Source organism: Bacillus sp. FSL K6-2869 (genome assembly GCF_040869405.1).
Taxonomy (GTDB): Bacteria; Bacillota; Bacilli; order Bacillales; family Bacillaceae; genus Bacillus; species Bacillus altitudinis.
Genome location: NZ_CP152035.1, coordinates 2,022,511 through 2,038,914, shown reverse-complemented (window position 1 = coordinate 2,038,914; position 16,404 = coordinate 2,022,511). Strand labels below are relative to the sequence as shown.

Below are 16,404 nucleotides of genomic sequence, written 5' to 3'. Positions count from 1 at the left end.
GGTAGAATATGATTGGAAGCGTTTTATTACATAAATTTGGTCATTGTGTTCTGGAAGTTATATCGAGATAGTGTTCAATCACTTGATGATCAAAGTTGGGGGTAGTGTTCAAAATGTTTCAAAATGATGTGAAACAACCGTTGAGTTGGGAAGAATTTCATGGTCCGAACCTCGGCTACGTGCTCGAGCTCTACGATCAATATGTCCAGGATCCTACTAGTGTTGATGAAGACATAAGAGGCATATTTGATGAACTTGGTGCACCACCGAGTGAAATGAAGGAGGAAATTGGGAAAAAAGAAAATAGCGTAGTTACTTCTGAACAAATCCAAAAGATAGCATCAGTCGTTAAACTGGCAGAAGACATCAGAACGTATGGCCATTTAAATGCTTCCGTCAATCCTCTTCGCAAAGAAAAGGAATTACAAGAGCTGTTTCCATTAAAGGAATACGGTTTAACTGAAGAAGACGTTAAGAATATTCCAATATCAATTATTAGTCCAGATGCACCTAAACACATTTCAAACGGCATAGAAGCCATTAACCATTTGAGAAATACGTATAAGCGTACCATTTCATTTGAGTTTGATCACGTACATGACTTCGAAGAGCGCAACTGGCTCTCTAAATCTATTGAGTCTGGTGAATTATTTAAGAAAAAACCAGCAGATAAACTAGTTTCTGTATTCAAAAGATTAACAGAAGTCGAGCAATTTGAGCAGTTCCTTCATAAAACATTTGTTGGACAAAAGCGTTTTTCTATTGAAGGATTAGACGCACTTGTTCCAGTACTTGATGAAATTATATCCGAGTCTGTTACACAAGGGACTTCAAATATTAACATTGGAATGGCACATAGAGGCCGTTTAAATGTATTAGCACATGTGTTAGGAAAGCCATATGAGATCATTTTCTCAGAATTCCAGCATGCGCCTAATAAAGAGCTTGTACCATCAGAAGGCTCTATCGGCATCAGCTACGGATGGACAGGGGATGTAAAATATCATCTCGGTGCTGACCGCCAAATCAAAGATGAAGATACAAAGAGTGCAAGAGTCACACTTGCCAATAACCCAAGTCACTTGGAATTTATTGACCCGATTATTGAAGGAAGCACTCGTGCAGCTCAAGAATCGCGTACTCAAAAAGGCTATCCAGTTCAAGACGTTGAAAAAGCGTTAGCCATCTTAATTCATGGGGATGCTGCATTTCCTGGAGAGGGAATTGTCGCAGAAACATTAAATTTAAGTCAATTAGTCGGCTATCAAGTGGGGGGAACGATCCATATCATTGCCAACAATATGATTGGATTTACCACAGAAAGCAATGAATCTCGTTCAACAAAATACGCTAGTGACCTTGCAAAAGGTTTCGAGATTCCAATTGTTCACGTCAATGCAGACGATCCAGAAGCTTGTTTAGCAGCTGTTCAGCTGGCGGTAGAATACCGAAAACGGTTTAAAAAGGATTTCTTAATTGACTTGATTGGCTACCGCAGATATGGCCATAACGAAATGGATGAGCCATCTACTACTCAGCCAATGCTGTACGATGCGGTCAGAAAGCACAAAACGGTCAAGAATATCTTCGCAGATAAGCTTGTCACTGAGGGCCTTCTGTCAAAAGAACAAAGAGAAGAAATTGAGCAGGCTGTCACGGCAAAAATTGAAGAAGCTTATAAAAAAGTGCCTTCAAAGAAAGAACATACGATTCAAGAAATCGAACTGCCAGAGCCTGTATCTAACGGCTTCCCTGCAGTTGATACATCTGTAGAGTTTGATGTATTAAGAAAGCTGAATGAAGAATTAATTAGCTGGCCGAAAGACTTCCAAGTATTCGGTAAGCTAAAGCGGATCCTTGAAAAACGTGCAAAAGTGTTTACAGATGATCGCAAAGTGGAATGGTCACTTGGTGAAGCACTGGCATTTGCATCTATATTAAAAGACGGTACGCCGATTCGAATGACCGGACAGGATTCTGAGCGAGGCACATTTGCTCAAAGAAACCTTGTTCTTCACGACAGTCAAACGGGAGATGAATTCATTGCTCTTCATGAACTGAGTGATGCAAATGCATCATTTACAGTCCATAATAGTCCACTGTCAGAAGGCTCTGTCATCGGGTTTGAATATGGTTATAATGTCTATTCTCCTGAAACATTAGTGATTTGGGAAGCTCAATTTGGAGACTTCGCAAATGCGGCTCAAGTGTATTTTGATCAATTTATTTCAGCAGGCCGCGCCAAGTGGGGACAAAAGTCAGGGCTTGTGATGCTCTTGCCACATGGATATGAAGGACAAGGTCCAGAACATTCTAGTGGAAGAACAGAACGCTTCTTGCAATCAGCTGCTGAGAATAACTGGACAGTTGCGAATCTGACAAGTGCAGCTCAATACTTCCATATTCTTAGAAGACAGGCGAAAATGCTGCTTCGTGAAGAGATTCGTCCTCTTGTCATCATGACACCGAAGAGTCTGCTTCGTAACCCGAACACATTATCCGAAGTCCAAGAACTAACAGATGGACAGTTCCGTCCAGTTCTTGAACAGCCGGGCCTTGTGCATGATCATGAAAAAGTAACACGCCTTGTGCTATCGAGCGGGAAGGTATCGATCGATATTAGTGATCGTTTTACTCAAATGGAAGACTCAAAAGATTGGCTTCATATTGCGAGAGTGGAACAATTATATCCATTCCCAGCCAAAGATATTAAAGCCATTTTATCAAAACTGACGAACTTAGAAGAAATCGTATGGGTGCAAGAAGAACCGCAAAATATGGGCGCTTGGGGATATATTGAGCCATATTTACGTGAAATTGCATCTGAAAAAGTAAAAGTACGTTACATCGGCCGCAGAAGACGTTCAAGTACGGCTGAGGGTGATCCAACTGTTCATAAAAAAGAACAAGAACGAATTGTATCTGATAGCTTGACTCGCAAAAACTAAGGGGGAAATGAAAAATGGCGGAAATTAAAGTACCTGAACTAGCGGAATCAATCTCGGAAGGAACAATTGCTCAATGGCTAAAACAGCCGGGCGATTATGTTGAGCAGGGGGAATACCTGTTAGAACTTGAAACAGATAAAGTCAATGTCGAATTGACAGCTGAAGAATCTGGTGTTCTAAAAGAAGTACTGAAAGATTCTGGTGACACTGTCCAAGTTGGAGAAGTCATCGGAACGATTGCAGCAGGTGAAGCTGGCGGAAGCGAGTCCGCAGCTCCAGCACCTGAGCAAGATTCTGCACCAGCTTCGAAAGAAGAACCAGCAGCTGAACAAAAAGAAGAGGCAGCAAAAGAAGAGCCGAAATCTGGTAATGGCAGAACGATCGCTTCTCCAGCAGCTAGAAAACTAGCAAGAGAGAAGGGGTTAGACTTATCTGAGATTCCAACCGTAGATCCGCTGGGCAGGGTACGAAAGCAGGATGTAGCTTCTTACCAAAAGAATGAAGCTCCTGCAAGTGCACCGAAAGCCGCGCCAAAAGCAAATGCTGCGGTGCAAAATGATCAAGCAGGGAAACCAGTTGAGCGTGAAAAAATGTCACGCCGCAGACAAACCATTGCAAAACGTTTAGTTGAAGTTCAACAAACGGCAGCGATGCTGACAACATTTAATGAAGTCGATATGACAGCTGTCATGGATCTAAGAAAGCGTCGCAAAGATGCCTTCCTTGAACAAAACGATGTGAAACTGGGCTTCATGTCCTTCTTCACAAAAGCAGTGGTAGCAGCACTTAAAAAATATCCACTTCTCAACGCAGAAATTCAAGGTGATGAGCTTGTCATTAAAAAATTCTATGACATCGGTATTGCTGTAGCCGCCAATGAAGGGCTTGTGGTACCAGTTGTCCGTGATGCAGACAGACTATCATTTGCTGGAATTGAAAAAGAAATCGGTCATCTTGCGAAAAAAGCAAGAGATAACAAATTATCGCTCAATGAATTACAAGGTGGATCATTCACGATCACAAACGGAGGAACATTTGGTTCTCTGCTTTCAACACCAATTTTAAACAGTCCTCAAGTTGGAATTTTAGGTATGCATAAAATTCAGCTTCGTCCTGTTGCAATTGATGAAGAACGCTTTGAAAACCGTCCAATGATGTATTTAGCTCTTTCATACGACCACCGTATTGTCGATGGTAAAGAAGCTGTTGGGTTCCTTGTCACGATTAAAAATCTACTTGAAGATCCTGAACAGCTATTGCTTGAAGGATAATCGAAAGAAAAAGCTAGTACCGATGAGGGTACTAGCTTTTTTGGTCTTTATTTTCTGGGTAGCCTCTTTTTGACCAAAATGTTGCCAGCCAAGAGCCAGATAAATTATGCCATACGCTAAAAATGGCACTGGGAACGGCGGCAAGTGGAGAAAAATGTGCGGTTGCAAGGGCTGCGCCAAGTCCAGAATTTTGCATCCCTACTTCTATTGAAATTGCTCGTTGAGAAGGAATGTCCATTTTACACCATTTTGCAATGAGGTAACCCAATAATAGACCAAGAGCATTATGTAAAACAACAACGGCAAAAATAAGCAGTCCAGATTGCAGAATCTGTTCTTTATTTGCGCTGACAACAGCTGCAATGATGGCGACAATGCCAACCACAGATACAAGCGGGAGTGCTTGTACAGCATACGTCACTTGTTTTTTAAAAAACAATTTGACGATGACCCCTAAAATAATCGGAATTAAGACAACTTGGACAATCGACAAAAACAAAGCACCCGGTGATACAGATAACCAAGATTTTGCAAAGATATAAATGAAAACAGGGGTCAAAATGGGAGCAAGTAGTGTCGATATCGTTGTTACGGCAACGGATAAGGCCGTATTTCCTTTCGCCAAAAAGGTCATTACATTGGATGCAGTCCCGCCTGGACAGCAGCCAACGAGAATGACACCAACAGCGATTTCAGAAGGCAAATGTAACCCATAGGCCAATAAAAATGCAATGAGTGGCATCAGTGTATACTGCGCTAAAACCCCGATCAATACATAAAGAGGCTTTCTAAAAAGCTCTTTAAAATCTTCAGAAGACAGCGTCAGCCCCATGCCAAACATAATAATGCCAAGTAAAAAAGGGATATAAGGTCCAATCAAAGAAAATGCCGCAGGAAAAGTAAAGCCTAGACAAGCAAAGACAATGACCCATATAGCAAATGTTCTTCCTGCAAAGTGACTAATGTGTAAAAGGGTCTTCATACTATCATTCAACTCTCTTTCTTTTCATATCTTTTCTATTTTAAATGAATTTTCTGAAAAAACAACCTATGATTTTACATCTGGTGCTCATAATATTATTATGTAAACTAATAAAAAAACCACATAGTATATGAACTATGTGGAGTATGCGATCAAAAAGGTGTCCATTTCACTTGTTGAGCCTGTTTTAGTCTTGCTTCTGGCTCACGCCAGTCAACGACATTCCACCACTGGTCTACATATTGCGCCTTTTCATTTCGATATTGGAGGTAATAGGCATGCTCCCACACATCAAGAGCAAGAAGGGGGATGATGTCCCATTGCGAGAGGAACTGATGGCGCTCTGCTTGTAAAATGTCTAAACGCTGAGATCGCGGGGACCATACAAGGATCGCCCATCCGACACCTTCTACTTGTTTGGCAGCAGCTGAAAAATGTGACTTGAACGCCTCATAGCTGCCAAATGATTGATCAATGAGACGAAGCATTTGACCAGTAGGTTTTCTTTTTCCTGAAGGACTCATTGAAAACCAAAAGATACAATGTAAATAATGTCCTGCCCCATGAAAGGCAAGTTCACGTTCCCAATGCTTGATCATCGTAAAGTCGTTGGTTCTTCTTGCTTTTTTTAGCGCAAGTTCAGCTTGATTTAGACCATTAACATAAGTTTGATGATGCTTTTGATGGTGCAAGTACATAATTTCTTTTGAAATATAAGGTTCGAGCGCGTCATACCGATAAGGCAGTGGTGGTAACTGATGATTTCCAGCTGCTACATCGCGCACTTCTTCGTGTGGCTGCATGTCTTCTGCAATCCTTTCGGCTAGTTCGTACCATTCTTGTTCACTCGAATGATCATCCTCCATTTTGAGCCGTAAATTTTCCACTTTTTGATGAATTTTATCATCTTGCAACACATGTTGAATCGTGCTAAGCCACTCTTTGAGCTGTGAGCGATATTCTTCTTTATTCATGTATACGCCTCATTTCGTCTAAAAATGTAGAACAAGCCATCATCGGAAACACAAATGGGTAGCTATGATAGGTGATGTAAAATTGTTTTGGCAGTCCAATGCCGACTGGATAGTACATGGCTTCTTCAGTATGGTGATGGTTCACTAAAAAGGAGACAGCTTTCAAAATGGCTGCGTTATTTGCTTTCTCATATTGGAGGAGCGCCTCGGTCGCCCATGCGGTTTGAACCACTGTGCCAAAGGGAAGCGGGACATAGGTTTTCAGTTCTGCACTTTTACACGATTCTCCGAAACTGCCATCTTCAAGCTGAATCTGCTTTAGAAAACGGCACGCTTTTTGCACAGCAGGGTGTGAGGAGGGAACGCCGGCCGCTTTCAGTCCTGTTAACGCTGCCCAAGTTCCATAAATATAACAAACACCCCATCTGCCAAACCATGATCCGTTTTTCTCTTGGTGGTCAATGAGCCATTTTACACATCGATCTTTTTGCCTGAGAATCGAGGGTGAAGCAGTATCTTTTTCTTCTAAACCAATCAAATGGAGCACACGACCAGTAATATCAGGAGTTGACGGATCAATCGCCGCATCCTCCGCAGATTCAAGCGGAAGGTGACGAAGCAGAAAGTGATCTTGATTTTTTTCAAAAGCAGAAAAGCCGCCATCACGGTTTTGCATGGAGAGAAGCCAGTTATATCCTCGTTTCCACTGAAGTGGAGCGTATTCTTTTGGGATCGCTTTTAACACAATTTGCGTGTCATCACAATCAGGATTATTCGTATTGATATGTGAGAAACCAAAGCCCCCGGGAGCAGCATGACGGTTATGAACTGCCCAATCCGCTTTCTTCATTTGCTGCCGGTCCAGCAAATAGGTGAAGGAATTCATGATCATGGGATCTTCTCGTTTTCTTCCTGCTCTTTGAGAAGCGTAACTGACAAGCGCTGTATCCCACACAGTCGAGGTGGAATTCTCAGCATATATCTTGCCTTGACAGGAGGTGACGAGCTTTTTCATACCTCTGACTGCTTTTTGGATGAGATGATGTCCAGGGGAGTACCCAAGGCTCATGAGGGCATAGACCATAAAGATGGTTGCACTTAAGTAACTGTACAGCGTCCCATCTTTTTCAAGACGGTCAAACATGTATCGCTTTGCCGCTTCATATCCGAAAAAGTCGAGCCGGCTGTCGAGGGCTGTATATGACCGCATATACATGAGGAAGTGATCAGTCGAACGTTCTTCTCTTGCCATAAACCAGTCAAATGGATTTTTAGACATGTTTTCATCAAGATGGGCTAATGATGGAAACGCAGCATGAGAGGTGTACCGTTTGTTCAGTGCGATCATCATGGGTACAAAATGAATCCTTGCATAGGCACTAAGGTGGTAGAAGTGCAGTGGAAAAGACGTAGGGATGAGTAAAAGAGAAAGAGGTGCATAGAAGTAGGGCCAAGGGTGCATGCCATTTACGGCAAGCATCCACTTTGTCATAAAATGAACGTTCTTTAGGCCACCTTTTGAGCGAATATATTGTGCTGCTTTTTCCATATGGGGCTCGTCTTTTTGAAATCTGCCAGATGCGAGCATGCCGCAATAACCTTGTACTGTAGCTGTGAGATGTCCCGACTGGTCATGATACAAAGAAAAGGAACCATCTTCATTTTGTTTGGCATGTATTGCTTCGGCCAATTGATGGATCAATTGCTGATCAGGGTCACCAACGGCTTTTAACAGCATAATGAAAAAAGCATTTGTCATCATAGGTCCTTCAAAGCAGAAAATAAATGCGCCATCTTCTCTTTGTCTGCGTTCTACCTGCATGTGCAGTTCATCGATATATTCGTTGACTCTCGTTTTAAAATCTTGCATTCGGCCATGCTCCTTTCCTTTATCACTATATTCAGGAGTCGGCCTGTCACATGCCAGCACAAAAAAAGCCGATGACATCGTCACCGGCTTTAGCGTGATTAGTCTTGCAGATTAATCCACACGCTTTTGACTTCTGTATAGTTGTTAAGGGCATATGATCCCATTTCTCTGCCAAGGCCTGACTGTTTATATCCGCCAAACGGGGAGGCGGCATCAAAGACATTATAGCAGTTGACCCAAATGGTTCCTGCTTCTAGGCGTGCAGCGATATCGTGAGCATGCTTTAAGTTTTCTGTCCAAAGTCCTGCCGCTAACCCATAGTCAGATTGATTGGCCCGTTCGACCACTTCATCAATGGAATCGTAAGGAATCGCAGATAGAACTGGCCCGAAGATCTCTTCTTTTGCGATTGTCATTTCATCTTCTACATCTCTAAAGACAGTAGGGGAGACGAAATAGCCTGCTTCATAAGGGCAGTCACCACCGACTACGGCTGTTGCACCTTCTGACTTCCCTTTTTCGATATAACCTAACACACGTTCATGCTGCTCTTTACTCACTAGAGGCCCAATCTGGGTATCATGATGAAGACCAGCTCCTTGTTTTAATGATGTCGCATATTTAGCCATTTGATCGACGACTTCATCATATTGGCTGCGGTGCACAAAGACCCTTGATCCTGCACAGCACACTTGACCTTGGTTAAACATCACGCCGTTTAATGCACCTGGAATGGCTTTCTTTAAATCGGCATCTGGTAAAATAATATTCGGCGATTTTCCGCCAAGCTCTAAAGTAACACGCTTGATGGATTTGGCTGCTTTCTCCATGATCAATTTCCCAACACTTGTTGATCCAGTGAAAGCCAGCTTATTGACATCAGGGTGATCGGTTAATGCTTCACCGGCTGTTTCACCGAATCCAGGAACGATGTTAATCACGCCTTCTGGGAATCCGGCTTTATCCACTAATTCAGCTAAATATAAAGCAGATAGTGGCGTTTGTTCAGCTGGCTTTAATACGATGGTGCAGCCAGTTGCTAGTGCAGCACCCATTTTCCACATGGCCATGAGCAGCGGGAAGTTCCAAGGAATGATTTGTCCCACAACGCCAACAGGCTCATGGCGAGTATAATTAAAATATCCCTGGCTGACAGGAAGGGTTTGTCCAGTCATTTTTGTGGTCCACCCTGCATAATAGCGCATGTGCTCAATGGCAAGAGGGATATCCGCATTGGTTGTTTCATTAATTGGTTTTCCATTATCAAGTGTTTCCAGCTGAGCCAGTTCTTCTTGATGTTCTTCCATTAAATCTGCCAGCTTAAACATCAAGCGGGCACGTTCGGCTGCAGACATAGAACGCCAAGGTCCATGGAACGCCTTTTTAGCAGCTTTTACTGCCTCATCAATGTCGGCTGCACCTGCTTCATATACATCAATAAGGGTTTCTCCTGTGGCAGGGTTAGGCGTAGAGAATGTTTTGTTATCATGACTTGTGACAAACTGACCGTTAATGTAGAGTTTTTTCGTCCCTTGGAGAAAAGATTCGAGTTTTGAACTGATTTGAAGTGTTGTAGAGCTCATAAATAAACAAACCTCCTTAAAGATATGGGTTGTTCTGCGAGTTCTAGGTGGAAAAAGTGGACATGAAGCCATTTGTATACGCACACTCATGTAAACGTATACATTTATCATATTACACGACATCTTTGAAAGCAATCGATAACACTCATTGCATTTCACGAAAAATTGGCTACAATAAATGTATCGATGAAAAAAGGAGTTTTTAAATCATGATCCATCAAAACTGGCAAACGGCTGAAACGGTAAAACAAGTAAAATGTGTACATACAAATGCGAAAAAATATATGGTTGACCGGGCATTAACGGTTGGACACACATATGATGTGAAAAATGAAACAGAGGAATTTCTCTTTGTCGTTGATAATACGGGTAAAGTAGGCGGGTATTACAAAGAGTATTTCGAAGACAATTCTGCTGAATGATTTTGATGGTCATCACTCATACTAAGAAAAACAGTAAAGGGTGATGATGATGAAAAAGCAGCAGCAAGAAGAGCAGAAACATCAAAATGCTTGGCATGACAATGAAGATGCTGATATGGCGATTACACTTGAGCAAATTTCTGATGTGTATGCCGAAGGAACGATTGATACCCCGAAAGATGAATAGTCATTTAAAACAGTGATTTTACATAATCACTGTTTTTTTATGGTCCCATAACGAATGATTTCTTGAAAAAAAATGAAACTTTTTTCCTGCTTTAACAGTCTAAATAAGTAGAGGAAAGAGCATCGGATCAAAAAGAAAAAGTTAAATGAAATTTAATCTATTCGTAATGGAATAACGACGATTTATAGCGTATTCTATAAGTGAGAATAAAACGTACCCACAGAGCCGTGTGGCCGTTTTGTCATAAAGGAATTTGATGCAGGAAGAGGGGGTTTACGTGGGTATTTTTTCTGTCAGTAAACAAAATGATCATAAAAAATTCGAATCCTTATTAATTGAAGGAGAAAGAATTGAGGCTGTTTACAGACTGCGTCACGACCAAATTTGTTTCACCAATAAACGACTGATCTTTGGCGATAACCGCGTATTTTCTAAAAAGAAAGTCAGGGTCTCCTTGCCGTATCGATCAATTGAAAGTTTTGCCATTCAAGAAGCTGGCGTGTTTGATCAGGACACTGGTATGCTGCTTGTTACAAGCTCAAAAGTATTTGAACTCGATTTTTCTAAAGATACCGATTTGAGTGACGTGCAGGCCATTTTAACAAAACATCTTTGCTGATCAACGATGCGATTACATAGATCACATGCACTTTTCTCATTCTTTGTTCTTATTTTTATCTATCGCATATCCCTTGAGCTTTTCCCATCACAGTGGGGAAGGCTTTTTTCTATTCGTGTGTTTGAATCACATCAAAAAAGGATAAAGATGAAACAGATACAGAAAGGAGAATGAACAATGAAAGTATTGGTTGCTGGAGCAAACGGACATACAGGGAGACTTGTCATTCGATATTTAAAAGAAAAAGGACATGAGCCGCTTGCTCTCATTCGAGATGAAAAACAAGCAGATGCGCTAAAAGAACTTGGTGCAGCGCCTGTCATCGGTGATCTTGAAAAGGATGTGACAGATGCTGTGAAGCAAGCAGAAGCTGTCATCTTTGCAGCTGGTTCAGGCTCAAAAACAGGTGCAGATAAAACCATCGCTGTTGATCAAGAGGGAGCAAAACGCCTCGTTGATACAGCCAAAAAAGAAAATATTCAGCATTTTGTGATGCTGAGTTCTTATAATGCCGACGATCCTCATCAAGGAAAAGGACAAGGCAGTATGGAGCTTTATTATGAAGCGAAAAGAAAAGCCGATGAACATTTAAAACAGTCTGGTCTTTCTTACACCATTGTGCGGCCAGGAGCACTGCTGCATGAGGAGAAGACAGGGAAAATAGAAGCGGCTGCTCATATTCCAGACGATCGTGACATTGAGATTTCAAGAGAAGATGTAGCCACTGTCTTAGTGGAAAGCTTAACGGAATCCAATGTGAAAAATAAAGCCTTTGACTTAATCAAAGGTGATATACCAGTAGAAGAAGCACTTCGTAATCTTTAAATGAAGAAAGCTGCTGCCAAAGGTGGCGGCTTTTTTGATGTTTTCATTTCACATGGAGCGGGAAGGTAAAGAGAAAGGAGTGATTGACCGTGAGCTTAACGAAAGAGCAAAAAGCTGATTTATATGAAAGACTTATTCAATTAAAAGAAGATGTGAAAGGATCAAAAAAGAAAGAAGAATCCATGCTGGTCGAATCGAATGAGATTTCAAATGGTGTTGGAAACCATATCGCAGATCACGGAAGCATCTATTTAGATCGCATGACCGAACAGACGCTGGATCAAGTCGATGATCAGCTCGAAGGTGAAATTGATGCAGCGCTTAAGCGGATGGAAGACGGAACATATGGAATTTGTGAAAAAACAGGAAAAGACATTCCATATGAACGTTTGAAAGCAGTACCCTATACTCGTTATTCAATTGATGCAAAAATAAATGAAGAAACCAATCAAGATCCAAATGAATTTGACCGTTCGTTTTCTGAGCAAATGCGTGATTTAACAAATAGAGAAACAATGGATCAATTACATTCAGATACGTATGAAAGGCTAGAAGAAGAGCAAGATGTTGATGTAGATGAGGAAAAATAACATGATGAGAGGCATTTATGTTTTCTCAACATAATGTTTTCCCACGTCTACATGGACAAAAATCTTGTATACATGAGTATTTTTTTAGAAAAAACATATCTTGAAATTTAATAAACTTTCGTGTAGTATAGTTTAAAGGCTGCGATGCGCGTAATGTTAATTAAGTTTTAACCTTTAAGCTGTAATAGGGAGTTTTATATTGAAGCCGGAATGTCACGCCTCCTTCGAGAGGAAGACAGGAACGTTTCTGCAAACACCCACTTTGAGGAGTGGTGGTTTAAAACTTTCTTACTTAGATTACGGCATCCGCAGCTTTTCCTAGGATGATTCAAGCCATTTTCCATTTTTGGAAAATGGCTTTTTATTTTGTCCGAAATACGATTTTGAACAGACCGAATGTGGATGTACAAATGTATGTTAAAATAGACAAAACAAACGACGGAGAGGGAATTGGATGTTACAACAAGCAGAAGCACTTCTTAAACAATATTATGGCTTTGATGCTTTTAGACAAGGACAAAAACAAGCCATTGAATCGATTGTGAATAAACGGAAGGATACGGTCTGCATTATGCCGACAGGCGGAGGGAAATCGGTTTGCTACCAGATTCCTGCCCTTATGATGGAAGGAACGACAATCGTTGTATCTCCGCTAATTTCTTTAATGAAAGATCAGGTTGATGCGTTAAATGAGATGGGAATACGATCGTCCTTTTTAAATAGTACACTTTCAGCAGGTGAAATGAATACAAGGCTGAAAAAATGTGAACATGGGGAGTATGATTTGCTTTATATCACCCCTGAACGCTTACAAAATGAACGTTTTTTTCAGCTGCTTGATCGATTGACGATTCCTTTAATGGCTATTGATGAAGCGCACTGTATATCTGAGTGGGGACATGATTTTAGACCGAGCTATCGCTTTATACAAGAATGTGTAAACAAGCTTTCAAAAAGGCCTGTTATTGTAGCATTAACAGCCACTGCTACAAAGAAGGTCCAACAGGATATATGTGAGCAACTTGGCATGGACGAAGAAGAAACAATCTTTACTGGTTTTGCTAGAGAAAATTTGTCTTTTCAAGTGGTGAAAGGGCAAAACAGCGACCAATTCATCACACAATATATGAAGAAAAACAGTCTTGAGTCAGGCATTATTTATACAGCCACACGAAAAGAAGCAGATCAAATTTATCATCGTCTAAAAAAGCAAAAGATCAAAGCGGGTGTTTATCACGGAGGATTAGATGATGAAGTGAGAGAAGAACAGCAAAATCTTTTTTTAAATGATGATATTCAAGTAATGGTAGCTACATCTGCATTCGGTATGGGGATTAATAAGTCTAATGTACGTTTTGTCATTCATCATCAAATTCCAAGAGATATTGAAAGTTACTACCAAGAAGCAGGACGTGCCGGGAGAGACGGGCTTGAAAGTGAATGCATTTTACTGTTTTCACCGCAAGGCGTACGCGTGCAGCGCTTTCTCATTGAACAATCAACAGAAGATGAATTGCGGTATCAGCATGAATTGCTCAAGTTGAGACAAATGGTAGACTACTGTCATACGGAACAGTGCCTTCAGCAATTTGTGATGGATTACTTTGACCAATCATCAAGTGCCCCTTGTCAAAAATGCAGCAACTGTCTAGACGAGAGAGAGCGTGAAGACGTCACGAGAGAAGCACAAATGGTTTTGTCGTGTACCGTTAGAATGAACGAACGATTCGGAAAAATGATGATTGCTCAAGTATTAGCCGGCTCTAAAAATAAAAAAGTGCTTGATTTTGGTTTCGACCGGCTTCCTACTTATGCTTTAATGAAACAGCATTCAGCCCAACATATCAGTGATTTCATTGAATTTTTAATTACGGAAGAGTATTTACACATGTCTGAAGGAGCTTTTCCAACACTAAAAGTGACACAAAAAGGAAAGAAAGTGCTAGTGGGGCAGGAGACCGTCTATAAAAAGCAGGCGATAAAGGCAGAGGCTATTCAAGAAAATGATGCATTATTTGAGCAGTTAAGAATGGTCAGAATGAAGTTGGCAAGAGAGCAGGGCGTTCCGCCATTTGTTGTCTTTTCTGATCAAACATTGAAGGAAATGTCAGCAGTAGAGCCTAAAACAGAAGAAGAACTTTTAAATATTAAAGGTGTCGGTGCACAAAAAAGAGAGAAATATGGAGATGTTTTTTTAGAAGAAATTCGTTTATTTATAGAAAAAGAGAAAAAATAAAGAGTTTGAAGAAGGAAAATAAATTTTTTTCGTTTCACTTGGACGCGTTTTCATCATGATGATTTCCATCCCTACAAAACCTTGATATGATGCGGAATTGAGCCATTTAGTGGGCTGATTTACCAATGGAGAGAGATGTTTCATGTAAAGGAACTGTAATCTAAAACATATCGTTTTGTTATTGAAATGACATTTACATATGTTACGATAGCACTCGTTAGCCGCCATAAAAAGCTAACAAGGGAGGATTTACTTTATGAAGAAGACTATTATGTCCTTGGTTGCTGTTGCAGCAATCTCAACAACAGCATTAGGAGCACAGCAAGCTTCTGCAAAGGAAATCACTGTACAGAAAGGTGATACACTTTGGGGAATCTCTCAAAAAAATGATGTGTCTCTAAAGGACCTAAAGGGTTGGAACAATTTATCTACAGACATGATCTATGTAGGAGATAAATTGACAATCTCTTCAAAAGAGAAAACTCAGGAGCAGTACAAAGTCCAGAAGGGGGACAGCCTCTGGAAAATCGCTCAAAAATTCAATGTGTCAATTAGCGATATTAAGTCTTGGAATAACTTAAACTCAGATATAATTATGATTGGTTCAACATTAAGTGTTGCTGGTCAAAGCTCAGCTCCGGTAAGCTCAGAACCTGTTCAAAAACAGGCACCTGTCCAAAAAGAGCAAACAACGAAAAAAGCTGCTCCTAAAAAGGAAACAGCTAAAGCAGAATCATCTTCTGCTAGTCAAAGTGTTCAAAAAGAAATGACTGTAACGGCTACGGCTTATACAGCAAATGATGGTGGCATCTCAGGTATCACTGCAACAGGGGTAAACTTAAACAAAAACCCAAATGCAAAAGTAATCGCAGTAGATCCTAATGTCATTCCATTAGGAAGTAAGGTTTATGTTGAAGGCTACGGTGAAGCCATCGCAGCAGATACTGGCGGCGCAATTAAAGGTAACAAAATTGATGTACACGTACCAAGCAAATCCCAAGCTAAAAATTGGGGCGTAAAATCAGTCAAAGTGAAAGTACTTAACTAGTAGTCTATTGTTTTTGGAAGAAAGCATCAGGTGGCGGCCTGATGCTTTTATTATACCTTTTTTTGGCCGGAAATACACATATTTTTCTGAAAAATTTGCATTTTCGACAAAAACCAGCGTATAAGCTCATCTCAACGCTGGTTTTTGTGTCGTTAGCTGTCCACCCAATAAATTTCTCCGCTTTGCTCTTTCCAATTAATTTGGACATCAAAATGGTGTTTTTCATAAAAATGAATCAGGCGGTCCACATGGTTCCAATCTCTTTTGACGAGATCCCCAGTAATGACTGGAATGTTTTGCTCTCTTGCGATTTCTTTTAAATGCTTCATACAGATGGATCCATAGCCATTATCAGGCGGGCCTTTAATATCGGCAATGTGAATCTTTCCTTCTTCAGGATATTCCGCGATCAAGGAAAAATCAGATTGTCCGCGAAAAGCTTTTTCACAATCGCTTAACATGATTTTGCACGTATCTGCATTCTCAATTGCAGAGACGATCATCCATTCATCTTCCTTCGCTTGATCAATGCCAATAATCTTTGCTTTTTTTGAAATATCTTTTATATTTTCTTGCATTCGATACATTTGGAACTGCAACTGCTGTAATTCTTGCTCTAATGTCTTCACATCTTTTGTTGTTTCCTGTAAGATTGACAAGTCTATTGCTCCTTTCATAGAAGAGTTGATAAAAACCACACAAATTCCCATTCTAAAGGAAGTGAGTGGATCTTTCAAGCCGCTAGAAGGCAGGCAATCGGCAAGTTTGTCTAAAATTCGACGAAGACAGCGAATTCATTGACTTTAGAGAGAAAGTTAAATAACATACTCTTAGTCGGAACTAATAAAG

The 16,404-nt window shown here is 40.7% G+C and carries 14 protein-coding genes and 1 other RNA gene; 10 read left to right on the top strand and 5 right to left on the bottom strand.

The window, feature by feature from the left end; all coding sequences use genetic code 11:
* Positions 1-113 precede the first annotated feature (113 nt).
* On the top strand, positions 114-2,948 hold the full coding sequence (gene sucA, locus MHI58_RS10350; protein WP_017359494.1) for a 2-oxoglutarate dehydrogenase E1 component: 2,835 nt from the start codon (positions 114-116) through the stop codon (positions 2,946-2,948).
* Between the two features lie 14 nt (positions 2,949-2,962).
* Entirely contained in the window at positions 2,963-4,219 is a 1,257-nt protein-coding gene (gene odhB, locus MHI58_RS10345) for a 2-oxoglutarate dehydrogenase complex dihydrolipoyllysine-residue succinyltransferase (RefSeq protein WP_045034994.1), read from the top strand.
* 31 nt (positions 4,220-4,250) lie between these two features.
* Here odhB and MHI58_RS10340 read toward each other — a convergent pair whose 3' ends face one another.
* The 4 genes from MHI58_RS10340 to MHI58_RS10325 all read right to left on the bottom strand — a co-directional run bounded on the left by MHI58_RS10340 (position 4,251) and on the right by MHI58_RS10325 (position 9,628).
* Positions 4,251-5,201, bottom strand: coding sequence for a bile acid:sodium symporter family protein (locus MHI58_RS10340; RefSeq protein WP_045034993.1), 951 nt, complete (start codon positions 5,199-5,201; stop codon positions 4,251-4,253).
* Positions 5,202-5,353: 152 nt separating this feature from the next.
* Positions 5,354-6,175, bottom strand: coding sequence for a superoxide dismutase (locus MHI58_RS10335; RefSeq protein WP_024718579.1), 822 nt, complete (start codon positions 6,173-6,175; stop codon positions 5,354-5,356).
* Positions 6,168-8,045 (bottom strand): prenyltransferase/squalene oxidase repeat-containing protein, encoded by a 1,878-nt coding sequence (locus tag MHI58_RS10330; RefSeq protein WP_045034992.1) that lies wholly within the window; start codon positions 8,043-8,045, stop codon positions 6,168-6,170. The genes MHI58_RS10335 and MHI58_RS10330 overlap by 8 nt, the downstream gene beginning before the upstream one ends.
* Positions 8,046-8,143: 98 nt before the next feature.
* Positions 8,144-9,628 (bottom strand): aldehyde dehydrogenase family protein, encoded by a 1,485-nt coding sequence (locus tag MHI58_RS10325; RefSeq protein WP_017359492.1) that lies wholly within the window; start codon positions 9,626-9,628, stop codon positions 8,144-8,146.
* Between the two features lie 209 nt (positions 9,629-9,837).
* Here MHI58_RS10325 and MHI58_RS10320 point away from each other — a divergent pair, with 209 nt between their 5' ends.
* From MHI58_RS10320 to MHI58_RS10285, 8 genes are all read left to right on the top strand, one after another.
* Complete coding sequence (locus MHI58_RS10320) at positions 9,838-10,050, top strand: DUF6501 family protein (protein ID WP_017367443.1); 213 nt, start codon at positions 9,838-9,840, stop codon at positions 10,048-10,050.
* A gap of 49 nt (positions 10,051-10,099) precedes the next feature.
* Positions 10,100-10,237 (top strand): YozQ family protein, encoded by a 138-nt coding sequence (locus MHI58_RS10315; RefSeq protein ID WP_017359491.1) that lies wholly within the window; start codon positions 10,100-10,102, stop codon positions 10,235-10,237.
* Between the two features lie 277 nt (positions 10,238-10,514).
* A complete protein-coding gene (locus MHI58_RS10310; protein WP_008346505.1) occupies positions 10,515-10,856 on the top strand; it encodes a PH domain-containing protein in 342 nt (113 codons plus the stop codon).
* A gap of 177 nt (positions 10,857-11,033) precedes the next feature.
* Positions 11,034-11,681 (top strand): SDR family oxidoreductase, encoded by a 648-nt coding sequence (locus MHI58_RS10305; protein WP_024718581.1) that lies wholly within the window; start codon positions 11,034-11,036, stop codon positions 11,679-11,681.
* 89 nt (positions 11,682-11,770) lie between these two features.
* A complete protein-coding gene (locus tag MHI58_RS10300) occupies positions 11,771-12,271 on the top strand; it encodes a TraR/DksA C4-type zinc finger protein (protein ID WP_041507082.1) in 501 nt (166 codons plus the stop codon).
* A 133-nt stretch (positions 12,272-12,404) separates the two neighbouring features.
* Positions 12,405-12,590, top strand: a non-coding RNA gene (gene ssrS / locus MHI58_RS10295) — 6S RNA.
* A gap of 135 nt (positions 12,591-12,725) precedes the next feature.
* Complete coding sequence (gene recQ / locus MHI58_RS10290) at positions 12,726-14,507, top strand: DNA helicase RecQ (RefSeq protein ID WP_041507083.1); 1,782 nt, start codon at positions 12,726-12,728, stop codon at positions 14,505-14,507.
* 256 nt (positions 14,508-14,763) lie between these two features.
* Positions 14,764-15,555 carry a LysM peptidoglycan-binding and 3D domain-containing protein gene (locus tag MHI58_RS10285; RefSeq protein WP_007500712.1) on the top strand — a complete coding sequence of 264 codons (792 nt, stop codon included), beginning with the start codon at positions 14,764-14,766 and terminating at the stop codon, positions 15,553-15,555.
* 152 nt (positions 15,556-15,707) lie between these two features.
* Here MHI58_RS10285 and MHI58_RS10280 read toward each other — a convergent pair whose 3' ends face one another.
* Entirely contained in the window at positions 15,708-16,214 is a 507-nt protein-coding gene (locus tag MHI58_RS10280; RefSeq protein WP_008346514.1) for a GNAT family N-acetyltransferase, read from the bottom strand.
* Between the last annotated feature and the right edge of the window lie 190 nt (positions 16,215-16,404).